General features: G+C 38.4%; 26 protein-coding genes and 1 riboswitch. Of the genes, 23 read left to right on the forward strand and 3 right to left on the reverse strand.

What is annotated here, in order from left to right; translation table 11 throughout:
* Nucleotides 1–5: 5 nt before the first annotated feature.
* Together BN997_RS15075 and BN997_RS15080 are read left to right on the forward strand one after the other, a co-directional pair.
* Nucleotides 6–1,451, forward strand: coding sequence for an MDR family MFS transporter (locus BN997_RS15075; protein WP_042533516.1), 1,446 nt, complete (start codon nt 6–8; stop codon nt 1,449–1,451).
* Nucleotides 1,452–2,663: 1,212 nt separating this feature from the next.
* Complete coding sequence (locus BN997_RS15080; RefSeq protein WP_042533517.1) at nt 2,664–3,671, forward strand: ketoacyl-ACP synthase III; 1,008 nt, start codon at nt 2,664–2,666, stop codon at nt 3,669–3,671.
* Nucleotides 3,672–3,800: 129 nt separating this feature from the next.
* On the opposite strand, the gene BN997_RS15085 is transcribed toward BN997_RS15080, so the two are convergent.
* On the reverse strand, nt 3,801–5,162 hold the full coding sequence (locus BN997_RS15085; RefSeq protein ID WP_042533518.1) for an IS4 family transposase: 1,362 nt from the start codon (nt 5,160–5,162) through the stop codon (nt 3,801–3,803).
* 335 nt (nt 5,163–5,497) lie between these two features.
* Here BN997_RS15085 and map point away from each other — a divergent pair, with 335 nt between their 5' ends.
* The 4 genes from map (at nt 5,498) to BN997_RS15110 (ending at nt 8,918) form a co-directional block, all read left to right on the forward strand.
* On the forward strand, nt 5,498–6,238 hold the full coding sequence (gene map, locus BN997_RS15090; RefSeq protein ID WP_042533519.1) for a type I methionyl aminopeptidase: 741 nt from the start codon (nt 5,498–5,500) through the stop codon (nt 6,236–6,238).
* A gap of 598 nt (nt 6,239–6,836) precedes the next feature.
* Entirely contained in the window at nt 6,837–7,046 is a 210-nt protein-coding gene (locus tag BN997_RS15100; RefSeq protein ID WP_042533521.1) for a helix-turn-helix transcriptional regulator, read from the forward strand.
* A 213-nt stretch (nt 7,047–7,259) separates the two neighbouring features.
* Nucleotides 7,260–7,448 (forward strand): hypothetical protein, encoded by a 189-nt coding sequence (locus BN997_RS15105; protein ID WP_042533522.1) that lies wholly within the window; start codon nt 7,260–7,262, stop codon nt 7,446–7,448.
* 45 nt (nt 7,449–7,493) lie between these two features.
* On the forward strand, nt 7,494–8,918 hold the full coding sequence (locus BN997_RS15110; protein WP_425311629.1) for an aspartate ammonia-lyase: 1,425 nt from the start codon (nt 7,494–7,496) through the stop codon (nt 8,916–8,918).
* Between the two features lie 173 nt (nt 8,919–9,091).
* Here the strand turns inward: BN997_RS15110 and BN997_RS15115 are convergent, their stop codons facing one another.
* On the reverse strand, nt 9,092–9,625 hold the full coding sequence (locus BN997_RS15115; protein WP_042533524.1) for a 2TM domain-containing protein: 534 nt from the start codon (nt 9,623–9,625) through the stop codon (nt 9,092–9,094).
* 92 nt (nt 9,626–9,717) lie between these two features.
* Here BN997_RS15115 and BN997_RS15120 point away from each other — a divergent pair, with 92 nt between their 5' ends.
* The 7 genes from BN997_RS15120 to BN997_RS15145 all read left to right on the forward strand — a co-directional run bounded on the left by BN997_RS15120 (nt 9,718) and on the right by BN997_RS15145 (nt 13,884).
* A complete protein-coding gene (locus BN997_RS15120; protein ID WP_042533525.1) occupies nt 9,718–10,314 on the forward strand; it encodes a TetR/AcrR family transcriptional regulator in 597 nt (198 codons plus the stop codon).
* Nucleotides 10,315–10,605: 291 nt separating this feature from the next.
* Nucleotides 10,606–11,388, forward strand: coding sequence for an MBL fold metallo-hydrolase (locus BN997_RS15125; RefSeq protein ID WP_042533526.1), 783 nt, complete (start codon nt 10,606–10,608; stop codon nt 11,386–11,388).
* 58 nt (nt 11,389–11,446) lie between these two features.
* Complete coding sequence (locus tag BN997_RS15130) at nt 11,447–11,770, forward strand: MazG nucleotide pyrophosphohydrolase domain-containing protein (protein ID WP_042533527.1); 324 nt, start codon at nt 11,447–11,449, stop codon at nt 11,768–11,770.
* Between the two features lie 32 nt (nt 11,771–11,802).
* A complete protein-coding gene (locus BN997_RS22270; protein ID WP_052485035.1) occupies nt 11,803–12,426 on the forward strand; it encodes an alpha/beta fold hydrolase in 624 nt (207 codons plus the stop codon).
* 27 nt (nt 12,427–12,453) lie between these two features.
* Complete coding sequence (locus BN997_RS22275; protein ID WP_052485036.1) at nt 12,454–12,804, forward strand: alpha/beta fold hydrolase; 351 nt, start codon at nt 12,454–12,456, stop codon at nt 12,802–12,804.
* 41 nt (nt 12,805–12,845) lie between these two features.
* Nucleotides 12,846–13,250 carry a VOC family protein gene (locus tag BN997_RS15140; protein WP_042533528.1) on the forward strand — a complete coding sequence of 135 codons (405 nt, stop codon included), beginning with the start codon at nt 12,846–12,848 and terminating at the stop codon, nt 13,248–13,250.
* Between the two features lie 88 nt (nt 13,251–13,338).
* The gene (locus tag BN997_RS15145) at nt 13,339–13,884 is read left to right on the forward strand and encodes a ClbS/DfsB family four-helix bundle protein (RefSeq protein WP_042533529.1); all 546 of its coding nucleotides are present in this window, start codon (nt 13,339–13,341) and stop codon (nt 13,882–13,884) included.
* Between the two features lie 212 nt (nt 13,885–14,096).
* On the opposite strand, the gene BN997_RS15150 is transcribed toward BN997_RS15145, so the two are convergent.
* Nucleotides 14,097–14,792 carry an ArsR/SmtB family transcription factor gene (locus BN997_RS15150; RefSeq protein WP_042533530.1) on the reverse strand — a complete coding sequence of 232 codons (696 nt, stop codon included), beginning with the start codon at nt 14,790–14,792 and terminating at the stop codon, nt 14,097–14,099.
* Between the two features lie 91 nt (nt 14,793–14,883).
* Here BN997_RS15150 and BN997_RS15155 point away from each other — a divergent pair, with 91 nt between their 5' ends.
* From BN997_RS15155 to BN997_RS15205, 10 genes are all read left to right on the forward strand, one after another.
* Nucleotides 14,884–15,360, forward strand: a complete 477-nt coding sequence (locus BN997_RS15155; RefSeq protein ID WP_042533531.1) for a DinB family protein — start codon at nt 14,884–14,886, stop codon at nt 15,358–15,360.
* Between the two features lie 314 nt (nt 15,361–15,674).
* On the forward strand, nt 15,675–17,078 hold the full coding sequence (locus tag BN997_RS15160; protein ID WP_042533532.1) for an MDR family MFS transporter: 1,404 nt from the start codon (nt 15,675–15,677) through the stop codon (nt 17,076–17,078).
* A gap of 896 nt (nt 17,079–17,974) precedes the next feature.
* Nucleotides 17,975–18,077, forward strand: a riboswitch (SAM riboswitch).
* A 95-nt stretch (nt 18,078–18,172) separates the two neighbouring features.
* A complete protein-coding gene (locus BN997_RS15170) occupies nt 18,173–19,288 on the forward strand; it encodes a 5-methyltetrahydropteroyltriglutamate--homocysteine S-methyltransferase (RefSeq protein ID WP_042533534.1) in 1,116 nt (371 codons plus the stop codon).
* A gap of 510 nt (nt 19,289–19,798) precedes the next feature.
* A complete protein-coding gene (locus BN997_RS15175; RefSeq protein WP_042533535.1) occupies nt 19,799–20,272 on the forward strand; it encodes a GNAT family N-acetyltransferase in 474 nt (157 codons plus the stop codon).
* A gap of 16 nt (nt 20,273–20,288) precedes the next feature.
* Entirely contained in the window at nt 20,289–21,263 is a 975-nt protein-coding gene (locus tag BN997_RS15180; RefSeq protein ID WP_042533536.1) for a quinone oxidoreductase family protein, read from the forward strand.
* Between the two features lie 153 nt (nt 21,264–21,416).
* Nucleotides 21,417–22,169 (forward strand): GNAT family N-acetyltransferase, encoded by a 753-nt coding sequence (locus tag BN997_RS15185; RefSeq protein WP_244882388.1) that lies wholly within the window; start codon nt 21,417–21,419, stop codon nt 22,167–22,169.
* Nucleotides 22,170–22,205: 36 nt separating this feature from the next.
* On the forward strand, nt 22,206–22,577 hold the full coding sequence (locus tag BN997_RS15190) for a cupin domain-containing protein (protein ID WP_042533537.1): 372 nt from the start codon (nt 22,206–22,208) through the stop codon (nt 22,575–22,577).
* A 157-nt stretch (nt 22,578–22,734) separates the two neighbouring features.
* Nucleotides 22,735–23,415: a response regulator transcription factor gene (locus BN997_RS15195; protein ID WP_042533538.1), complete on the forward strand. Its 681-nt coding sequence runs from the start codon at nt 22,735–22,737 to the stop codon at nt 23,413–23,415.
* Nucleotides 23,416–23,520: 105 nt separating this feature from the next.
* On the forward strand, nt 23,521–24,438 hold the full coding sequence (locus BN997_RS15200; protein WP_042533539.1) for an ATP-binding cassette domain-containing protein: 918 nt from the start codon (nt 23,521–23,523) through the stop codon (nt 24,436–24,438).
* Complete coding sequence (locus BN997_RS15205) at nt 24,435–25,184, forward strand: hypothetical protein (RefSeq protein WP_042533540.1); 750 nt, start codon at nt 24,435–24,437, stop codon at nt 25,182–25,184. Before BN997_RS15200 ends, BN997_RS15205 begins: the two co-directional genes overlap by 4 nt.
* The last annotated feature ends 2 nt before the right edge of the window (nt 25,185–25,186 follow it).

A 25,186-nucleotide genomic window follows, 5' to 3' on the forward strand; every position in this document is an offset into this window, starting at 1 on the left:
GAAAAGTGCAATCATTTAATAAAACACCTATCATTATCGTACTTCTTACAGGTGGGTTCATATCAATTTTAAACCAGACGACGATGATTACTGCCATCCCGCCAATCATGGACGAAATGGATGTAAGTGCCAATACCGGACAATGGCTGACGACGGTTTTTATGCTCGTCAATGGCGTTATGATACCAGTCACGGCATTTTTAATGGCACGTTTCACGGCTAGGCAGCTGTTTATTACTGCGATGACCGTGTTTGCTGTCGGAACCGCTTTTTCTGCCATGGCTCCGAACTTTGGTATGCTGCTTTTAGGAAGGATCATTCAATCCAGCGGTGCAGGCGTAATCATGCCGCTGATGCAGACTGTGTTTTTACTACTTTTTCCTGTCAGGAACCGCGGCGTAGCGATGGGATTGGTAGGGCTGGTAATCTCTTTTGCTCCAGCGATTGGTCCTGCATTGTCCGGATGGATTATCACGAATTACTCCTGGCGCGCCGTATTTCTTCTTATTCTGCCTATAGCAATTATCGTTATTGTATTTGCAGCTAAAGTGATGAAAAATGTTACGGAATTAACGTATCCGAAATTGGATATGTTATCGATTATCTTGTCATCTTTCGGTTTTGGCGGATTTCTATATGGATTTACAAGTGCAGGAAACAATGGCTGGGCAAGTCCCATTACGATTACTACCCTGATTGTCGGAACGGTAGCGCTAGTATGTTTCATTATCAGGCAATTACGTATGGAGACGCCTATGCTGGAGTTTAGGGTATTTAAAAATCCTATTTTTACTTTATCAACGATTATTCCCATGATTGCATTTATGGGATTGATTGGCACGGAAACGTTAGTTCCGCTTTATATGCAGAATGCACGCGGTTTTACTGCGATGGAAGCAGGAATTGCGCTTCTTCCCGGCGCTTTAGTGAATGGAATGATGTCTCCCATCACGGGTAAAATATTTGACCGTTTCGGTGCGAGGTGGCTCGCAGTAACCGGGCTTATCATTATTACCATCTCTACATTTGCATTTACCAATCTGGGACCGTCCACATCAATGTTAATGATTACGATTCTGTATGCGATCCGGATGTTCGGTTTGTCTATGGTCATGATGCCTGTAACAACTGCCGGTTTAAATCAGCTGCCTAGAGACTTGATTCCACATGGTACGGCGATGACGAATACGATGCGTCAGGTTTCAGCCTCTGTTGGAACAGCAATTGTCATTACCATAATGACAACAACGGAAATGTCTGCAGAGCATAATCCGGATATATCTTATCCAATGATCCATGGTGTTAATACAGCCTTTATGGTCATTACAATACTCTCTCTGATTGGGGTTGTAATCAGCTTCTTTATGAAGAATGGCAATACCCCTGCTGAAGAGCAAAGTCATATGCAGCGGGATGAAAGAGAAGAGCGGACAGTTCGTGAATCGAGGTAAAACAGGCCAGAGGGAAAATGAAATGACTTATCCAGCAGGTATTTGATTGAACTTGCGTAAGGGTATTTTGAACTGTGTGTTATTTTATCTCTTAAAGGTTTTTTTAGCAGTTTGTTAAAGTGTTATGAAAAATAGAGTTTGAAACAGCGTCAAGGGGACCCCTTGACGTTTGTTTTTCAATAAAGAGACAAAAGCAAATGGAAATGATGAATAGAATTTATTCAAAAGTGATGTTTCAAATTTGGATTTGTGCAGGACTCTTTCCATTTGTCTATTATAAAATTTGTTTGCCTTTTATAATTATAATTTACATTATTCATAATATTTAAATAAATATTTTTTTAGACTTTTAGTTAAAAATTTTATAAAAAACTAATGTCGATTGATATGCTGAAGAAAGTTGTTTAAAGCTTTGTGAAAAGGATTATATCAATCATTAGATATTAAAGTGAAATCCTACGAATACCGAAACAATGATAAAACATAACGGACTTCTAGAATATCGGCAGTCTGGAGACATTAAAATAATGCGTGAAATGAATTTATTTAGGCGGGAAATCTGGTGAGCTAACTTCCTGAATTACTCAAGATAACTCAGTGGGAGAAAGGAAACAGACTAAGTTCGCCACGCCTTGAGACTGGGCCTGCGATTACTCGCCCACTGAAACCATTGCGATTACCTACCCCGAAGAAGAACTTTTGTGTGTCTAAAACTCCTGCTGCGTGAAGTTTTTCGTTTTATAATTAATGAAGGTATTGGCTTCATATTCTGCATTGCTAAAAATATTATCGTTAATGACATGGAATATTTCCCGGGAAAGCGCATAATCTGACATTTTTGTTGAAAATGAGGGAAGAATAGCGAATATTGCTATAATGATTGGAAAGAATGTGTTTAGGCAGTTTATCTAAGTAAAATAAAAAAGTCGTTGGAAGAAGTGCCTTCAATTATGCGATGTTACTTTTATTGGATTTACGCCATCTGGCAGCATAGATGAGAGAAGTAGAGGCTCACCATGTTACACTGAGAAATATGGATTGGAATGATTTGATATAGAATGATAAATACCATGCATTATATTTTACAGAACCTATCATATATTTTTTATTACGTAGAACCGTCCGAAAAACTCCCACTGACTGATGTTTCGTTTTATGTTATAATTAGTACCAGATAATAATACTAACTTCTAATTATTTTGGAGGGATTCGATGATTGGAACAAGAATGACTGCGATCGGAAGCTATGTACCTGAGAAGAAATTAACGAATTTCGATCTGGAAGAAATGGTGGAGACAACAAATGATTGGATTGTACAGAGAACTGGAATTCACGAACGAAGAATAGCGCGTTCAGATGAATTTACGAGTGATTTATGTGTAGCTGCTGTGGAAGATTTAATGCGAAGATATAATAAAACAGTGGAAGATGTCGATATGATTATTGTAGCAACCAGCACGCCGGATTTTCCTTACCCGTCTGTTGCAAGCATTATACAGAATCGGCTGAAAATCAAGCAGGCAGGGGCCATTGACTTAGGTGCAGCGTGTGCGGGGTTTGTCTATGGTCTGCATACGGCGAATAGTTTAATTCGTTCCGGCCTTCATAAGAAGGTGCTTGTGATTGGAGCAGAAACGCTCTCAAAAGTAACGGATTATACCGACAGAAGCACCTGTATTTTATTCGGTGATGCTGCCAGTGCAGTGTTAGTGGAAAAAGATGAGGACGCTGAAGATTTTATCGGCTTCCATTTGGGCAGCGATGGTAGCGGCGCACAGCATGTATATCAAACCAGCTTAGCTAACAAGGTGAATGATGTAGAGCTAATTGACACAAAATATCTTGTCCAAAACGGGAGAGAAGTTTTTAAATGGGTAGTAAGGAAGGTGCCGAAAAGCATTGAACAGCTTTTAGAGAAAACGGAAGCCGGCTTAGATGAGGTAGATTGGTTTATTCCGCATAGTGCCAACCTGAGATTGATTGAACCGATTTGTGAAAAAATAGGACACCCGATCGAAAAAACACTTTATAGCCTTGAGAAATTTGGGAACACTTCAGCAGCAACCATTCCTTTGGCACTGGACCTTGGTATTCGGAATGGGAAAGTGCAGAATGGAGATAAAGCGCTTCTGTATGGCTTCGGTTCAGGCTTGGTGCATGCAGGGCAGCTGTTAAAAATAAATTTTGATGAGGAAGTTAATACGCCGAGACCATTATAATTAAATATGTATAGGAGAGGATTTTCGTAATGCATTTATGTACGAAAGTCCTCTTATTATTTTTTATAAAATCGTGGCGATACAAACCGTTAAATTCTAAAAATAGTTAAAGTAGTATTTATTATATACTCAACTTTCGCACACTGAAATAGACATGTAACCCTTGATATAGTTAGGTAAACCTGCCACCCATTGCTGTACTTGATTTTTGATTAATTTTTGTATTGCTTTATTGGTATGCTGGATGACATCATCAAGAATCTCGATTAATTGCTGTAAAGCAACAGCCCAATCCAGTTCATCAATTTCATCACATAATTCATAAAATAAGTCGCCTAGTGTTCGATCATCCGAGTTACAACGGTTTTGCCAAGAAAGCACGATATACCTTGTAAATACAATCGTGGTATGACTGATAAGGGCATCATAAGACCGGCTTTGGAACTCTTTTTGTAGATTCAAAAGCGATTTGGTTGTCTTGAAAAAGACTTCAATATCCCAGCGCATCCCATAGATACGAATAATTTCTTGATCGCTAAGGGTACAATCTGTACTCAAAATAGCGAGCCAGTCGCTCTTTTTATTACGATTACGCACAAATACGACTTTGACCGGCACACCGTTGGCTTGTGTGGTGTGAATGGAACGAAGAATGTTTTTCTTGCCGAATGCCGGTTTTGCCAGACGATAAAGTTCTTTTAAACTGACATGTTTGCCATCTACCAGATAACGTTGTTTTAAATTTTTAACCATGCCAACCACATCAAGTCCTTGTTCTTTGATGTCTTTGATCAGAGGCGGTTGGGTAAACCAGGAATCCATTAACACATAAGAAGCATCTATCCCGGCATTCATGGCACGCTGAAGCATACCCGGAATTTGTTCCGGTGCGGTTTGTAAGGCTTCCTGGCGACGTTTATATCCAGAACTGCGCTTATCGATGTCTTTAGAAATACCATTGATCTGATGCTTTTTCGAACTTAATAAAGAGAAGTCTACAGGCATAAAAGTTGCGCCATCGGACCATCCCAAAGTTAACATGCGGAACCCTTTATAAAACCTCATCTTTTGAGAAGCATGATCAAAACACCGGGCTAATAACTCTACTTTTTTGCTTCTATTCCGGTCATAAGAGGAATCATCGATGATAAATACTTTAGGACGACGATGACTCGTAAAGGCAGATACTTTTGAAATGACAGAAGAAGCCAAGACAAGCAGAAAACGCCGCCAATTAAAAGTAGACTTGTTTAAAAAGCGATAAACCGTATCTTTCGCCGGAAGATCTGCGGACTTCTTACTATCCAGCATACGAAACCAATTTTTATGTTCAAAGATGAGACGAAAGATTAATTGAAAAATAATAGCACTAGAAATGCCAAAAGACTTGGTAATTCCAGCGTTACGCAAATGTTTTAGAACACCTAATTCTTTAAATACAGATTTTATTTCAGTTGGCAGTTGCTTATTCGGGGCATTATTCGCTATCATGGTAGGAGACACCTCTTCTGTTTTGGTAGTGATTCTAGACAAATCAACTATACCAAACGGAAAGGTGTTTTTTCATGTTTAAAATCTGTGTCAAGCAACCTACTACAGTAGCTACAAGTACTTGAGCTTATTGATTTTATTAAGTTTTTCTAGGTGCGAAAGTTGAGTTATATATAACTGGCTGTATGATACGCCATTATAAGAATAAAAAAAGATAGCTCTTTTGATTGTTTATTTTTTACAAAGAATTTTTAGTTGAAGAAAAATCCATACTGTTTATGATAAAATCAAAATGAAATATAAATTATAAAATACTTAAAAAGTGAGGATACACAATGATTGCAAAGACAGAAGAAGACTTTCAAGGTCTAAAAGAGATCGGTAAAATTTGTGGAGCCATTCGAAATGAATTAGTTCGATGTACAAAACCTGGAATCACAACGAAAGAGCTGGATGAAATAGCAGGCGAGATGTTTGAAAAAGAAGGAGCACAATCTGCACCAAAAGGAGAATATGATTTCCCTGGATATACATGCATCAGCGTAAATGAAGAAGTAGCCCACGGTATTCCGGGAAAACGGATTATTCAGGAAGGCGACCTTGTTAATATTGATGTGTCAGGCTCAAAAAACGGTTATTTTGCCGATACTGGAATTTCCTTTGTAGTCGGAAATGGAGAGGAAATCCTGCAGAAAATATGTGACGTTGCTAAAGAAGCATTTGATGCTGGTCTGAAGAAGGCAAAGCCGGGTGCGAAAAAAAGTGGTCTTGGAAAAGCGGTGCACAATGCAGCCAAGCAAAATGATTTAACTGTTATAACAAACCTTACGGGGCATGGTGTTGGCCGATCTATTCATGAAGCGCCGGACCATATTTTCAATTACTACTCCCGCTGGGATGATGAAATTTTAAAAGACGGTATGGTTATTGCTTTTGAACCGTTTATCTCTACACTGGAAGAGGAAGTTTACCAATCGGATGACGGGTGGACTTTCCTGACGGATGAGAGCTTTGTAGCGCAATATGAGCATACGATTATTCTGACGAAGGAAGGCCCGATTATTACTACATTGTAAGTACGTTTTTAATGTTTTAAACCAGATTGTTTAAATAGCCATTTTGTTATTGAGGTTAGTTATCTCCATCGTTATTTAATAACAAGAGATTATCATTCCATTAAAGGGCGGTATGGCATATTAAAGGCCATTACCGCCCTTTAATAAATTCGATCCAGAAACAGAAGTAAATTACTGCCCATCCATAGGAAAATCGCAATTTGAGTCAGGACATAAACGATTCGTTCCACGGCTGTTAATTTTCTTTCCTTTTTGATTTTTTTTAAATGAAAATAATAATAAACAGCGCATATCAGGAGGATTGCTCCAGATAATTGGGATATGTTTTCTAATAAGCCTGCCAATAAAATCCCACTCTTTCCTTTGTAAGGTCATTCGATTGTTGAAATGTCGAACCCTGCTTCCTAGGGTCATTGTATCAAAATTTCCAATCTACAAAAAGCGTACGAAATACAGCGGCTGTTAGTTATGATTTTATAAATATTTTACAGCCAGTTACACTGCAATATTCAAACGGAATATTAAATAATTAAAGTAAAGGTTATTTGACGTCAAGTAACCTTTACTTTACCATTAATCATGAAGGGGCTGAAATCGATTGAAAAATAATATGGTGGAATTCAGACGAAAATTTGATTATTCTCAGGAAAAACTTGCTGAGCTGCTTGGCGTTTCAAGACAAACCGTTATTTCAATTGAAAAAGGAAAATACAATCCATCACTTCCTTTAGCCATGATTATAGCCGAGCTTTTTCAAATAAATGTAGAGAATCTTTTTATTTTAGAGGAAGAAGATTATAAGAAATAAATGAGCAGGGGGATATCGTGAATAAAGATGCAAACCGGGGACTATTCTTAATTTTAGGTTTTTTTCAGGCAGGTATGTTTGGTTTTATTGTATTTGCAGCGGCATAGACTATTTTATTTTCTAAAGTGAGAAATGAAACAATCTCTTTATTTTTTGTTTCCGTCAATTATCTGTGGCCTTTCATATAACAATTAAAATAGCATCAAAAAATCTGTGAGCTTTTTTAAAAGTGATATTAAATTTGTGATTAATCCCTTTGCTGTTCCAGATACGCTTTCTTTTTCAGACCAGGAAGAACTATTAACAATTATAGATAAAGCAGCAAATGATACAAATATTATTAGAGAAGCAGGGAACGAACAGGAAAATAGAGATTGGGTAGGAATTATTCCCTTTTGGTAGTATAATGAACGTGATAGATTAGTATTTGTACAGGAAGTGTATATGATGAATAAAACAGGATTTAGAACTGAAAAAGATTCTTTAGGACAAAAAACGATTTCTCAGGATGCTTATTATGGCGTTCAAACGGTACGTGCTCTTGAGAACTTTCCCATCACGGAAATCCCAGTTCATAAAGAGCTGATTCTCGCGCTTGCCGAGGTGAAAAAGGGAGCGGCACTGGCCAATATGCATACTGGAATGCTGCCAGAATCTATTGGGGGAGCAATTGTAAGCGCTGCCGAAGAAGTGATGGAAGGAAAACTATTGGATCAGTTTGTCGTGGATTCCATTCAGGGAGGAGCAGGCACCTCCATTAATATGAACATGAATGAGGTGCTGGCCAACCGTGCTTTGGAAATATTGGGAAAAGAAAAAGGCGACTATAATTTCTGTTCGCCTAATACCCATGTCAACATGTCCCAGTCCACCAATGATACGATACCAACGGCATTAAAAATAGCTTCCTATCGCATGGCTCAGGAATTGATAGCGACCTTGAAGCGATTGGAAAAAGAACTGGTGAAGAAAGAAGCAGAATTTCAGAATGTGCTAAAAATGGGACGAACTCACCTTCAGGATGCTGTACCAATCCTGTTAGGTCAGGAATTCAGCGCTTATTCGGAAGTGGTTAGCAGGGATATTAATAGAATTACGCAGGCAGCAGAGGCAATGCTGACGGTCAATATTGGTGCAACAGCTGTTGGGACAGGACTTAATGCCAAACCCGAGTACATGGAAAAGGCGGTAACACAACTATCTAAACAGCTTGGTGTAAAGCTTCATTCAGCGAAAAATTTAGTGGATGGCACACAAAATACAGATGCTTATACGGCACTTTCAGCGGCATTGAAAGTGTTGGCAATGAATATGTCCAAAATTTGTAATGATTTGCGTTTGATGGTATCCGGACCAATGACAGGCTTTCAGGAAATCATTCTTCCTGCAAAGCAGCCGGGTTCTTCCATTATGCCTGGGAAAGTAAATCCGGTCATGATTGAAGTGGTCAACCAGGTTGCTTTTCAAGTTGCAGGCAATGACCAGTCGATTTGTATGGCATCTGAAGCCGGGCAATTTGAATTAAACGTGATGGGGCCTGTTATTATTTTTAATTTGCTGCAGTCTCTTAAAATAATGGATAATGGCTTAGATGTATTTACAAGCTATGCAGTAAGCGGTATAGAAGCAAATGTAGAGAGATGCCGTGAGTATGTGGAAGAGAGTTATGGCATTATCACCGCATTGAATCCACATTTAGGATATGAAACAGCTGCCAAGGTAGTTAAGCAGGCAATTGAAACAGGGCTGACTATCAAAGAAATCTGCAAGGCGCACGACCTTTTATCAGAGAAGGAACTGGATACGATTCTGGATCCAAAAGAGATGACAACACCTGGAATTGCCGGGAATGAGTTTCTGATGAAAAAATGAATATCAAAAAGGTAACTGATTTCTTGCTTAAAGAACGCAGTTACCTTTTGATTATCACTTCCTTCCAAAAGAAGCGCTCCTCACTAAATAACTAGTTAGGATTATACCGGTGAGAGCAGTTCACTGTGAAGACCTATCCTTCTAATCGAAAAGCCAATTTCCCCAATTTCACACTATACTTTTTGTTTTTTAGGGAAAAGTGTATAGCTGAAACTTATTACAAAATCGATGATTACAATAAGAGACCAGAGCAGCATAATACGCATTAATGATTCAGTCTGAGCATAATTGTTAATATAGAGAGTGATGATTATTAATATCCCGCCGCCGATGAACAAGGAGAGCAAATGCCGGTACCATCCTTCACGTTCTTTTCTGGCATGCGCTTTCCCGTACTTTATTTTTACCGGCTTATCACCGTTTCCGAATCGATAATTAAAATGGCCGTCTGCCCATTGAATCATCCGGTGGCCAAAGGCTATACTTACACCAATATAAACCGCGGCTATTCCATGTATCGTAGTAGCAACAGCGCCATTTTTTAAATCAATGACCGTTACAATAAGCAATATGAGATCTACAACAGGCGTACAAATCAACAGGAAGGTACCTAGTTTCTTCTTTTTCCATACATATCTGGAACATAATCCAGCTAAAACAAACACCCAAAATCCAATTTCACAAGCTATAATCAGCCAACCAATCAAATGAAACACATGCTATTATTAATTTAGTACAACTGTATTAAATTAATAATAGCATGATTGTTTATTTAATACAAGTGTGCTAAAATAAAAATATGCCAAAAAAAGTAGATCATCAAAAACGTAAAATTCAAATTGCAGAAACGACATGGAAAGTTATTGTAGAAGAGGGGATTGAACATGCAACCGTCAGAAAAATAGCGCAAGCTTCAGGTTTATCAGTTGGTGCTGTCAGACATTATTTTGCAACGCAGTCGGAATTGCTGCACTTTTCCATGGAGCTTGTATCTGATCGGGTTATTCAAAGAGCGAAAGCAAGGAAATTTTCAAAAGACAGGGATCCGTTAGAGCTTGTGACAGAGGGTGTAAGTGAAGTACTGCCTGTCGATGAAGAACGAAAAATAGAAATGGGGGTATGGTTAGCTTTTTCAGCAAAAGTTCTGGTCGATAAAACACTTCGGGAGCTAAGTGATAAAGTCTATGGTGACATGCATGAAGGATTTAAAAATGTTGTTCACGCATTGCAATTATTAGATATAGCAAAAGATGGACTTGACATAGAGATGGAGGTTAACAGGCTTCATGCTATCGTCGATGGGATGGCGATGCATCACTTATTAAATCCAGAGCAGTTTACACATGAAGAAATGATGGAGACTTTAAAGTATCACTTTCATTCTCTTATAAAGTAATCTAAAGGCATCTAGCAGAAAGAAAATCGTAATTTTCAAATGTATAATCCAGTATTTCTTCTGCTACAATTTCATCCTCCTCTCTTTCTTCTAAAGAAAAGTTGTTAGAAAATATAGTAATGATTAAGATAAAAAGAAGAATTCCTGAAAATATAATTATTCTTTTCTTTTTCATATGAAGGTTCCTTTCGTATTTTTCTCTTCATATAAATAATAGCAGAGGGGAAATAGAGTGTCTAAGCCATATTTTCTGATAATATAGTATTAGTAGTCTGAGAGGGAGGTAAGGTTATGTTAAATGATCCATGGTTTACCGTTCGAAAAATAGATGAAAAAACATATGCCATTAGTGAGCTTGGTCATTGGGAAAAAGTGCATTCATTTTTGCTTATTGGAGACACAAAAGCAGCATTAATTGATACTGGCTTGGGTATTGATAATATGAAGCGAATCACAGATCAGCTGACGCCTCTGCCCATTGATGTTATCACGACGCATGTACATTCCGATCATATTGGAAGTCATGGAGAATATGACCGGATATTTGTTCATGAAGCGGAAAGAGCTTGGCTTGTTCATGGTATTGTAGGGTTGTCATTAGAACAAATAAGACAAAATACAGCAAGGGATATTACGATTCCTGTGCCGGAAAGCTTTGACCCGAATACATATAAACCCTTCCAGGGTGAGCCAACTGGAATTTTAAAAGACGGTGATAGGGTGGAGCTGGGGAATAGAACATTAATTATCTACCATACTCCCGGCCATTCTCCAGGTCATATTGTGATTTTTGATGAAGAGACCGGATATTTATTTACAGGGGACTTGCTATATGATGAAACTCCAATCTATGCTTTTTTTCCGACAACCAATCCGGCAGACTTAGTAAATTCGTTAGAGAGGCTCACGCAAATAAATCATGTCTCCATGATTTATGGAGCGCATAATACATTGGGACTTCTTCCTGAAATTTTAGATGAAGTTAAAAATGCAGTGGAGTATTTACGGAAGCATGATTTTGTGCGATTTGGCACGGGAGTTCATACTTTTCATGGGTTTCGTGTGCAGTTTTAACTTCGAATATCATTAAGAGGGAAGGGAAATTCAATAGCTGAATCGAGGAGTGAAAAAAATGAATGTAACTGAATTTCAACAATGGGTAAATAATTATTACGAACATAGAGGCTGGTCGGAATTAGATATTTTCATCCGGATCGGTTTTTTAGCAGAGGAAACAGGAGAAGTAGCAAGAGCCATAAGAGCACTGGAAATTGGCAGGGACAGACCGGATGAGGCAACGGAATCAATTGCCGAAAATAGAAATGCATTAGCAGAGGAATTAGGAGATGTACTGGGGAACGTTATCGTCATCGCTAATAAATATAACATCTCCTTGGAGGAAGTATTCCAGTCTCATAAAGAGAAGCTTTTAGAGCGTTATTCTGCGGACGGATAATATCGTATTTTTATAAATAAGGAGCTGTCAACATGCAATCAGCGTATACGGAAAACAAGGAAGATAACAAAACAATCCTAAAGGAATATGTAGAAATCAATGGTGCAGAGCAAGGAATCATTGTAGAATCTTTAAATCAAAATAAGCCATTACTTTTATTCTTGCACGGCGGACCAGGGTTTCCAGCTTATCCCGTCAATAAAGCACATGGGGTAAACCTGGAGCAATATTTTGATGTGTGTTATTGGGACCAGAGAGGTACTGGAATGTCGTATGATGCGGATACAGCTAAAAAAGGGGTTACGGTGGAGCAGTTAATTGAAGATACAATTGAGGTAACAAATCATCTAAGAGATAAATACGCACGGGATAAAGTGTTTCTTCTTGGTCACTCCTGGGGCAGCTACCTGGGCAGTCTGGCGGCGCAAATACGTCCGGATCTTTTCTATGCGTATATTGGAGTGGGGCAGATAGGTTCTCAACTGGAATCAGAAAAAGAAGCCTATCAATATATTTTAAAAACAGCAAGGGACAGGAAGGATAAACGTGCTGTCAAGCAAATTGAAAATGTGGCTTTTGATGAAAATTTTTATGAAAATCGAGCTTATGGCGCCATCAGGACTAAATTTACCGAGAAGTATGGCGGGGGGTTTTAAAGAGAGGGTTACTCCAATCTGGAAAGGTTGAAGCACGTTTTTTCGTGTGCGAATTATACATTTAATGAACGAATCAATAGTTTTAAAGGGGCTGTTTTAGGCTGGCAGTCACTGGGGCATGTAATGGCCGCCGCAGATTTAGCAGAGCTTGTTCCCAAGCTTCCGTTGCCTGTCTTTATACTTCAAGGTCAGCATGATTATCAAACAACCTACACGCAAGCGAAACATTTCTATGATTCCATCGAAGCTCCGTTCAAGAAAATGTATACCTTTGAAAATTCCGCACACACGCCTTTTATTGAAGAACAAGTGCTATTTTATCAAATTATTGAAAATGATATTTTGCCTGTGGTTGAGGAAGAGATCTATTCTATTTAAATCGTGTATTCAAATAAAAATATTAAAAAGCAGGTGGCAGTATGAAATTTAATAATTTTTCAGCAGTGCAAGTAAGGATAGCCAGACCGACAGATAAATTTGATGAAATAATCAGCTTTTACGAAACGGGTGTAGGTTTAACAAAAATAGAAGTATTTGAAGGAGACAGAGGGATTAAGGGAGTTATCTTCGGATTGCCTCATACAGACTATCATTTAGAATTTACATCTCATCAAGACGGAAGCCCATGCCCTGCACCTACGAAAGATAATCTGCTGGTTTTTTATATAGAAAATAAAGATGAAATCATGCATGTCGTAAATCGTTTGGCCCAAATGGGATATAACGAAGTAGAGCCAGAGAATCCCTATTGGAAAGACAAAGGAGTTACCATCGAAGATCCAGATGGCTGGAGAGTCGTTTTTATGAACCGCTCCTATGATTAAAATGAGATGTGTTATTTTTTAGAAAATTAGTAAGCTATCCTACCTTTCATGCTGATGTTAAAATGTAGTAAAAGAGGAGGTAATTATCATGACAGAAAAGAACGGGAAGGAAATTCTTTTAGCAGAGAGCGAACAGAATTTTAAAGCGTTATTTGAAATCATTGAATCTATACCCCCTAGAAAAAGAAGTATGACAATAGAGACAGAAGAAAGAGATAAAAATTTTCGGGATGTATTGATGCATTTATATGAATGGCATGCCATGCTTGAAAGATGGTACAGAGAAGGGATGGATGGAGATACGCCGTTTATGCCGGCACCAGGTTATATGTGGAGAACAATCAAGCCGCTTAATATGCAAATTCGGGAAAACTATCAGGATGTAACGATGAATCAAGCCATAAAAAAATTGAAGTTAAGTCATCATCGGGTAATGAAGTTGATCCAATCTCATACAAATGAAGAAATTATGACGAAGAAATATTATAAATGGACAAAGACCAGTAATTTATATGGATATTTTGCTGCGAATACTTTCAAACATTACATATGGGCAATCTCCAAATGTGAAGCTATTGCAAAGTCGATTAAAGAAGGGGAAAATAGCTTGAATAAAAGAAGAATAATTAGGTAAAGATTTGAGAAGGCATACTGGATATACTTCAGAGGACATGGCTTATACAATAATCAAGAAGAGCGAAATGATTTTCTTAAATAATTAATGTGCACAGCGTACATCACAGCGCTTTATAATGCTGATAACTGGGAGAAATAAAACATCATTTGAAGTAAGCCGAATTTGCGACAGCTCAAATGATGTTTTTTCCCATAAGGCTATAGGATAAATCAACCCAACTTACTCGTATCCATACCAAAGGATTTCTCTAATCCTTTTATTCCTGTATCAGTAACTTTTACAGCACGGCCAGGTAATCTCTCAATCCAGCCTAAATCAAACAATTGAAGTAAAATGGCATTTCCGAGAGATCCTGCCAGGTGATAACGTCTTTCACTCCAGTCCAGACATTTTCGGGCAAAGTGTCTTCGTTTTTGTCGTAAAGCATCCAGGTCGATTTTAAAGCTGTTAAAGAATTCTTCTCCAGCCTTCGTTACTATAAAAACGTCTTGATCTTCCGCCACATATTCTTTTTCTACCAAGGCCTCTGTTATTAATACACCAAGCTTACCTGCTAAATGGTCATAACATGTTCTGGCAATTTGAATTTTTTCAGAGCGTGAAAAATCCTTCAACGAATTCACCTGGGCAGACGGAGCAAGAACAGTCAACATTTCGATTGCCTGAGCAACCTCGGCGTTCGCAATTCGAAAATAACGATGCCGGCCATGCTTTTCCACGCGAAGTAAATTTCCTTCTACCAGTTTTGATAAATGACCACTTGCCGTTTGCAAAGATACATTTGCCCTTTTTGCTAATTCGCTTGCAGGAAGTCCATCAAGATCAAGAAGAGCTTCTAACATCGCAGCTCTTGATGAATCAGCCATTAGTTTTGCAACATATGAAAAATCAGGTCTGCTGCCCATTATTATTCCTCCCAAAACATTTATACTTCGATTATAGCCGAAGTATCTGCGTGCTACAATAGGTTATACAATATGACAGGAGGATTATGAAATGAATACAAATGAATTGATTACTCTTAATTTTGAAGAAGTCCGGCGCAGAAGCGAAAAAGTTTGGAGAGCAATCCCAGAAGAATTGCTGCAATGGAGACCTGATGAAAATGCAATCAGCTGCTCTGAAATGATTAGGCATGTATTAGAAGGGGAGTTTCTCTATCATCAAATTATCCTTGGCAGAGGGAGTAGGGCGTTAACCAATATATCTAATCCTTTTGAGGATAGAGTATTTACAACAGTGGATGATGAATTGGAATTAGCTAAGAAGTACCGCAATGAATTTATTAAATATATTAAGACAATACATATAAATGATTTAGAAAATATTGAAATTGACCGTTCAGATGTTGGTTATAAAAGAAAACTGGGCGATATGTTATTGCGGATTGCATATCATGAATCTGTGCATACAGGACAACTGTTAAGTTATATGAGAACAATGGGGGTAGAACGTCCTAATATATGGGATTAATTTTTTTCTTTATTATGATAGATTATAAAAAGCTGTTTTAAGTTAAAATAAATTACCAATCATTTTAAAACCATTCATGTATCTCATCAATAGAGCACGCAATGGTTTTTTTATGAAATTAAACAGTGTACATCGGAAAAGCTTTTCATCAGCTTATCCATATTAACCAAAGCAAAATCCTTTGATGTAAAAAGGGCTTAACTGAATAAAAATGTTACAAAATAAGCGGAATGATTTGTTGTTCTCTTTCAAATATGATATTGTGTTCTATTGTTGATTAAAAAGTAAATATTTTGTAAGGAAGTTGGTATAAAATGGAAAGCGAAAATACATTTGAAATTAAAAAATATATTCCGCTTTTCGCGGTATTATTATCCGGTGCTTTTGTCACCATATTGAACCAGACGCTGCTAGGGACTGCACTTCCACCCATCATGAAAGATTTGAATTTAAGTGAGAGTACAGCGCAATGGCTACAGTCGGTTTTTATGCTCGTAAATGGGATAATGATTCCAGTTACGGCTTTTTTAATTGATAAATTCACAACACGTAAATTATTTATGACTGCAATGGGATTGTTCACTATCGGCACGTTTATTGCAGCAATTTCACCAAACTTTTCATTGTTATTGGTTGGGCGGATTTTGCAGGCTTCAGGGGCCGGCATTATGATGCCGCTGATGCAGACGATATTATTCCTGACCTTTCCTGTTCATAGAAGAGGTACAGCAATGGGACTGTTTGGACTAGTTATTGCATTCGCGCCGGCGATTGGCCCGAGTCTCTCAGGCTGGCTCGTGGATCAGTTCCCATGGCGCAGTGTATTCTATGTTGTACTGCCGATTGCTATTTTAGATATGATAGCGGCTTACTTCTTATTGAAAAACGTAACAGAGCTGAAGAAACCGAAATTGGATATTTTATCGGTCATCCTTTCTACAGTCGGCTTCGGTGCAATTCTATACGGTTTCAGTGTCGCCGGCGACGCAGGGTGGCTCAGTCTTCAGGTCATTCTTACGATTGTTATCGGCAGCATTTCTCTCTATTGGTTTATTACCAGACAGTTGAACTTGAAAGAACCGCTTCTTGAATTCCGGGTATTCAAACACAGCACATTCACGTTAGCAACGGCGCTTGGAATGCTGGTCTTCGCTGCGATGATTGGGACAAATGTTATTTTGCCGTTATATATGCAGAATATGGTTGGCTTCTCGGCGCTTGAATCTGGGCTTGTCTTGTTGCCCGGTGCGATTATAATGGGATTCTCCAACCCGATTACCGGTTATCTTTTTGATAGATTCGGAGGAAAATGGCTTGCTCGAGGCGGCTTGTTACTGCTAGCCTTGACAACTTTTGCATTCACGAATTTATCTGCGGATACAAGCTTCAACTATCTGGCAACCACGAATGCCATTCGCATGATTTCGATTGCCATGGTAATGATGCCTATGACAACCATGGCATTGAACCAGCTGCCTAACGAATTGATTCCGCACGGGACAGCAATGAATAATACATTCCGCCAAGTAGCTGGCTCGGTTGGTACAGCAGTGCTTGTAACAATCATGTCCACTGCAGCTATACCAGGTGAGGATATCAATGGTATTATTCATGGTGTGAATGTTTCCTTTATCGTAGCAGCAATTATTGCTATCGTTGGATTTATTCTTTCTTTTAAATTAAAAGAAGAGATAAAACCGGGAAATCGTGTCAGCTAAGGCTCTAATATCAAGCTAAATAAAGTACCAGGCATTGTAACAATTTATCATTGTTAGATGTCTGGTACTTTTTTGATGTAGAACGGGGGAACGAAATTGTGTATTTCATCCCTTAAAGAAGTCTTAGTAAAAGATATGTGTAAATATAGTGGTAAAATAAAGATATATATTAAAAAACTTCAAAGAATGATAACAATGAAATTATCATATAGCAATATAAGACAGTTATTAAGATTTATAAGTGCTTTTTGAAAGTTAATACGATTTGGCGTTAAAAACGTGTTATAGCATATGGAGGGCTCTAACCATTGTGAATAAGAAACAAATAGATTGCGACCTTTATTGCCAATCTGCTTATTGCTGGTCTGCTAATAGCTAGTATTACGGCTATTGTCGTCAATCCAATGTTGATAACACATGGATTATCTAATATTTTAGCAGGCTGGAAACTTATCGAAATACAATTTTTTGATACTGTTTTTATGAATTTTCTTTACTTCGGCGGGTTTCTGTTTCTGTCTTATGTGTTGGGGATGCTGTTTGATTTGTTATACATGTTAATCCTTGAAGCAGCGAAAATAAAGCAGACAAAGGAAGTAATGCTTTTGAGTTATGTGGCTCAATGGTTCCTTAGTGTTTGTTTTTATAAATTTTTTATTGAGTCCTTATTTACGAGGAATAGTGTATCGTGGGAAGGAGCAGCTATTTTATTTTTCTGCTTGTATTTGGCTGCTTTTGTGATTAGTGAAGATTATAAAATTTTTTCCGATAAAAAAAGTTAACGTAATCTTGATTTAAAATCAATTGCAGCAAGGTTCCTATATTTTGGGATTCTCCTTGACGAATTCATTGCTTCCATGTAAAGTAAACTGTAATTATTCGTATAATTCCATATATTCTTATCGAGAAAGGTGGAGGGACTGGCCCGCTGAAGCCTTAGCAGCAGACGTTGATTTGTACTGTGCTAATTCCAGAAGCATTTTTGCTTGAAGATAAGAAGAGATTTTATCATATCGAACCTCTTCTATTTTCGGAAGGGGTTTTTTTAATGGAATATAGAATGAATATAGCAGATAAAGAGGAAGGGGTATTCGATGGCAATATCAGCAGAGACAAAAAATACACGGGCTCCATTCAGAGCAGATCATGTAGGGAGTTTTCTTCGTCCTCAGCGTTTAAAAGAGGCGCGTGCACAAAAGGCAAAAGGGGAAATCAGCTCAGAACAATTGCGTCAAATGGAAGATGAGGAAATTATCAAACTGGTAGAACAGCAGAAAGAAGCAGGACTTCAATCCGTGACGGATGGGGAGTTTCGCCGTGCCTGGTGGCATTTTGATTTTCTGGAAGGCTTAGATGGCGTGGAAGGCTATAGCGCGGAACAAGGCTTGCAATTCACTGGTGTGGAAACGAAAAAAAGAGGCATTAAGGTAACCGGTAAAATTGGTTTTAGTAATCATTATATGATTGAGCATTATAAATTCCTGCATGGTATTGCTGGAGATGCGGTTGCAAAATTTGCGATTCCGAGCCCGAACATGCTCTTTTTCCGGGCGGAGTTTGAAGAAGGAATTTATGAAAATGATGAAGCCATTATTGATGACCTGGTTGCTGCTTATCAAGGGGTGATTCAGGCATTATACGATGAAGGCTGCCGCTACTTACAGCTGGATGATACGTCCTGGGCAACCTTTTTCTCAGAGAAGGGCAGAAATTCGTTGATTGAAAAAGGAAGAAATCCAGAGAAAACAGCTGAATTATGTGCGAGAGCAATCAATGAATCGATTGCGAACAGACCAGATGATATGCTGGTAACAATGCATATTTGCCGGGGAAATTTCCAATCTACCTATATGTCAAGCGGCGGTTACGAGGCGGTGTCAGAAACGATTTTTGGCGGCCTACAGGTGGATGGTCTTTTCCTGGAGTTTGATGATGACCGCTCGGGCGGATTTGAACCCTTGCGTCATGTGAACCGTGATGATTTATTTATTGTGCTGGGTCTTATCACGTCTAAGTTCAGCGAGCTGGAAGATCCGGAAGCTGTTAAAGAAAGAATTACAGAAGCGGCGGGCTATGTACCGTTGAATCAGCTTTGCCTGAGTCCTCAATGCGGGTTTGCTTCTACAGAGGAAGGAAATTTATTGAGTGAGGAACAGCAATGGGAAAAAATCCGGCATGTTGTGCGAATTGCTGAAGATGTGTGGAAATAAGGGATATGAGAAAAAGGAGATTTGGAGAGGTGGGCTTTCCAAATCTCCTTTTTGTCGAACTTTTTTGAATACGTACTATGAATCATTTAGAGAAGATTGTTTTGAATGAAAATACTTTTGAGCTAATAAACCAGTATTGAAAACGGAAGCTAAGGTGATGAACAAAAATAAATTTGCCATTATGTTACTGATTTGATAAGTAAAATTAAAAAGTAAGTAAGTGTTTATGATGAATAATATTGAAACAACTGACGAAAGGATGAATTGATTTTTAAACGATTTGAACAAAAAAACGCTCCTCTCTTTGTCAACCTAATTTAAATCAAGGTTAACATACGGGCGTGAAAAATTAAATATAAATTCCAAAAAAATTCAAACAAAGAAAGAAATCATTATAATTTTTTGATATATTAGTAATAACAATAAGAATATTCAGCTGTTTTATCATGGTAAATAAAAGAATTTATACGAATGATAGTACATCGTTTCAAATAAAAGGGAGAATGTAGAATGGAAATTCGCAGTTTACAAAGTTCGGATTATGATGTCCTGATTCCGCAGATAAACGACTGGTGGGGCGGGCGTGATATGGCAGGAATGCTGCCTAAATTATTTTTTCAACATTTTAAGAATACCAGCTTTATCGCAGAAGAAGATGACGAGATAATAGGTTTTTTAATTGGATTTTTATCTCAAGATCAGTCAGATGAAGCATATATTCATTTTGTCGGTGTACACCCGGATTACAGGAAGAAAGACATTGGAAAAACACTTTATGAGAAATTTTTCACCAAAGTTAAAATGGCTGATCGGAAAATCATCCGCTCCATCACTTCTCCCGTAAATAAAACATCGATTGCGTTTCATCAAAAAATGGGCTTTGTGATCGAGCGAGGAGACAAAACAGTAGATGGTGCAGCAGTAAAAGCAAATTATGATGGGTTTGGCAATGATCGCGTTCTGTTTAAGAAAGAGCTGACATAAAAAAGGAGGAAATAAGATGAAAGCGGTTGTGATGAATGAATTTGGCGGATCAGACGTGCTGCAATTCAAAGAAATACCAAAGCCAGAACCTCAACCCGATGAAATTTTAATTAAAGTGATTTATACCAGCGTGAATTATGCTGATATTAAGAATAGAACCGGCAACAAAGCGAAGGCGAATTTCCCGATGATTTTAGGTTTAGATGCCGCTGGAGCAGTCGAGAAGGTTGGAGCATCTGTAGAAAGTGTCAAGCCTGGTGACCGCGTTATATGCTTTCCAAAAGGGGGCGCCTATGCGGAATATGTCCTGGCCTCGGAGTTACTTACTTTTAAAATTCCAGATGAATTAGATTTTAAAATGGCTGCAGCATGCCCGACTGTCGGATTTTTATCTTATAAGTTAACACATGATTTAGCGCAAATAACTCCAGATGATACGGTTTTAGTCCATTCGTCGGCCGGTGGTGTCGGTTCAACGATTATTCAGATGGTCAAATTGCTCGGGGCCAAACGAATTATTGGTACGGTCAGCAGCCTTGAAAAAAGCAGCGTGCCGCTTGAATTAGGAGCGGATGATGTTTATACATATACGGATTTTGATGAAAAAATAAAAGAAACAACAGATGGTAAAGGTGTAGATATTATTTTTGATTCGCAGGCTGGAGAGATAACAGAAAGAAGTATGAAGGTTTTATCTCATTTTGGCAGGCTGGTTCATTTTGGGAATTCATCAGGCGGCATTGGAAATTTTAATACAAAGGACGTGCATGCGAGCTGCCGGTCTGTACTGGGATTCAGCTTAGGTACCACTAGAAAAGAAAGGCCGGAGACATTGGAAGCCGTATCTCAAAATGTCCTTGAATTGATAAGGAGCGGAAAATTAGAAATAAAAGTCGGTGCAGTGTTTCTTCTTGAAAAAATAGCGGAAGCACATGATTTTATCAGCAGCAGGAAGAGTACCGGGAAAATATTGATTCATGTTTCTGATTGATGGGAATGCGATGAGGAGTAAGAGAAGAAATAATGTCTTAACTGGAAGAATGTAAGATTTTAATCATGTAGAAGCTACTATTGACGTCTATTGGAGGAAGCAGGATGATACGAAAGCTGACAAAAGAGGATCATGCAAAAGTAATGGAGTTAGTTGAGCCTAAGGCTGCAGAAAATTTGTTTATTATTCCGAGATATTGAAGCGTTTGGCTATGATTCAGATATTCAAGAAGTCTGGGGAGAATGGAAACAGGAAGATTTAATCGCTGTTCTCCTGCGCTATTGTGAGAATTTCATTATTTACAGTGAAGGGGAATATGATGTAAAAGGGTTTACAGAGATAATTAACGACTATAAACAGCGGTGCAATGTGAGTGGTCTGAAACTGGCTGTCACCCCTTTGCTTAAACACATGGATAAAGTCATTCATGTACATAGAGAAATGTATTATGCAGCTTGTGAAGAATTAAGCTACACAACGACTTTAGAACAAGCTGAGCAGGTAGAATATTTGCAGCCTGTTGATTATGAAGAGAACATCAAAATGCTGGAGTCTATTCCGGAATTTGCAGCAAGTAATATAACTGTTGAATCGAGGGAGCATGCAGAGAAAAATAAGACAGGACGCACCTATTTTATTCGTGATGAGGAAGGGACGATGGTTGCATCTGCATCGACGACCGCTGAAAATTCCCATTCTGCCATGATCGTTGCTGTTTGTACGCGCCCAGGGTATGAGCGTCAAGGCTATGCAACGAAGTGTATGGAGAAATTATGCACTGCATTATTAGCAGAGGGGAAGTCGCTTTGTCTTTTTTATGATAACCCTGCGGCTGGAAGCATTTATAAACGAATGGGCTTTAAAGATATTGGGATGTGGACGATGATTCGTTATGAAGCGGAATAGGTTTTGCGATTTAATCAGAATAGGGGGCTGGTTCATTTGAAGATTATTTCGTTTGAGCAAGAATCCGGTGTATCGATGGATTCAGAGACAACGAAATTTACTGCGCATCGTCTTTTATTTGATGCCGATGATATAAGAATGAGTTATATGTATTTAAGAATAGAGGATAACATTCCTTTCCACGAAGCACAGGCGGATCAGCTTTTCATGATTGTATCTGGAGAAGGCTGGGTCTGCGGCGAGGAGGAGAACAAAATCCCTCTGACTGCCGGTAAAGCAGCATTTTGGGAAAAAGGAGCGCTTCATGCTGCAGGAACAGATTCTCAGATGACTGTTTTATGTGTGGAGGGGAAGCATTTAAACACAGAAAACATGCCTATATTAAAGAATGCTGTAACAGGTTATTAATTGATTATTTTTTCTATATAAAGGAGTATGCATTTTAAATTTCCTATGCACTCCTTTATTTGTTTTGGTGAAGATTTAGACAGGTGCACTTTTCAAACGACAAAAGAGTGATTATTATAATAAAGTAATAGCAATCATACAAAAGTGAGTGGTAAACGTGAATGAAGAGAAACGAATTTTAATTATTGAAGATGATCAGGAAATCAGCAAACTGCTGCAGGTAATTTTAACAAAAATGGGGATGGCGCCAGTTTCTGCTTATTCAGGGACAGAAGGTCTGCTGCAGCTGAAAAGCAATCCATTCGATTTGATTTTATTAGATTTGATGCTGCCGGGGATAAGCGGCGAAGAATTTATTACCCAGGTCAGAGAGGAAAGCGCAATCCCCATTATTGTGATTTCCGCAAAGGTTGGAATAGAGGATAAAGTCCAAGTCTTGAAAATGGGAGCCGATGATTATATAACCAAGCCATTTCACCAGAAAGAAGTAGAAGCCCGTGTAGAGGTTCAGCTGCGAAAATCGATTGGCCAGCCCTCACAAAAAGACGAAAAGGTATGGCGTGGTCTGACTATCTTTCCTGAAAAGCTGTCTGTCACACTAGAGAACAAATCATTGCAGGTAACCAATGCGGAGTTTGATATTTTGTTCTTATTTATGAGTCATCCGGAGCATGCTTTTTCTAAAAGAGAGATTTACGAAAAAATTTGGAAAGGCACGTATGTCGGGGATGATAATACCATTAGTGTCCATATCTCCAATCTGCGCAGAAAAATGGCTGAAGTCACACCTGAAGAGTATATCAGAACCATTTGGGGTGTCGGGTTCATGCTGGTTTGATTCTGTTCTGTCTTTCTTTATGAATTCTTTATGATTTGCTTAAAGGATTTTAATGGCTCTTGCGCTAAACTGGAAACAAGAAAATAGAGTGAAGGAGCCGAGAAAATGAGTGCTGTTATTCAGACGTATACATTAACTAAGAAATTTAAGCAGGAAGAAGTCATTAAACCGCTTGATTTTTCTGTAGGAAAAGGAGAGATTTGTGCCTTAATTGGTAAAAATGGTGCTGGTAAATCGACTATTTTTAAAATGCTTGCAGGGCAGTTAACGCCGACAACGGGAGAAATTTACTTGTTTGGTAAGTCCGGCAAAGAAATGATGCAGGCGAAAAAAAGAATGGGATTTATGATAGAGACGCCGGTCTTTTTCCCGGATTTTACAGCAATTCAAAACCTGGAGTACTTCCGGATTCAAAGGGGAGTTGCGGAAAAGAAGCGGATATATGACGTATTGGAAATTGTCGGGCTGGCCAATCAAAAGAAGAAAAAATTTAGAGAATACTCTATGGGGATGAAGCAGCGGCTGGGAATCGCGCTTTCTCTTTTAAGCAGCCCGGATTGTTTAGTGCTTGATGAACCAATTAATGGTTTAGATGCGGAAGGTATTACGGAAATTCGCAGGTTATTGATCCGGTTAAATCAAGAAAAGCAAATAACCATCTTGATTTCCAGCCATATTTTAACGGAATTGCAGCTGTTGGCAACGCGGTTTGTATTTATCAAAAACGGGGTGATTGTCGAGGATGTAAGCAAGCAGCTTCTGGATGAAAAAAGCAGGAAACAAATCCATTTAAAGGTGGATGACACAGCCAAGACAGCACAGCTATTAGAACGCACTTATGAGGATATCCAATATAAATCCCTTCCTGACCAGGTTATCACGATACAAAACCACATTGAGAAGGCTGGAGAAATAAACCGCCTTTTAATCAAAAATGATGTATTGGTGATGGAATTCCGGCTAGAAGCACTGAATTTAGAGGGATATTTCTTAGGTTTAGTGGAGGGGGGTGGCGAAAAATGATTAACTATTTGAAAAGTGAAAACTACCGTATATTGCATAGGAAAAGCTTATATCTCACTACTGCTATCTTTTTTCTCCTAATTACAGGTGCTGCATTTTGTTTATATTTTTTTAGCAGTGTAGATGCAGATTTCCGTTACGGCACAAGCAGCTTTTTCTATTCGAATGTCATTGGTATGGGGATACAAATAATTATTATCTCTTATTTGTATAATAGCATATTGACTGGTAAGGATATTATGCTGACAAAACAGGCAATTTCTTTCGGTATCTCTCGAAGCGTCATCTTCTGGTCAAAATTGCTTGTGACGCTAGGTTATTTTTTGTTGGTTTGTGCAGCAGGTTTACTTCTGATGATAGGATTAGGGCAGAGTCTTTTTGCGGAGGACCAAGGAGTAGTCAGCAATTTCTTCATTGCAAGCTTTAATATGCTGCCGATTGTGCTCAGCGGTTTTATTTTGATACATGCATTAAAAATGCTGAAAATCGCTGATATATATAATATCATTATTGTCGCAGTTATCTATATTTTTTTCGATGATGTGTTGCTCCTTATTTTCCGTCAGGTGAATGGATTAAATGAGTTATATACATTTGCTCCAGGTGCGTTATTGACGGATAATTTAATGCACTTTATGAATCAATCTGTACAATTGGATTATCGTTATTGGGTGACCGGTGCTGTCATTAGCATCATTGCTTTGTGGATAGGAGCGGGCAGATTTACGAAACAGGATATGGATTAAGG

The sequence above is a fragment of the Oceanobacillus oncorhynchi genome, from assembly GCF_000821065.1.
Taxonomy (GTDB): domain Bacteria; phylum Bacillota; class Bacilli; order Bacillales; family Amphibacillaceae; genus Oceanobacillus; species Oceanobacillus oncorhynchi.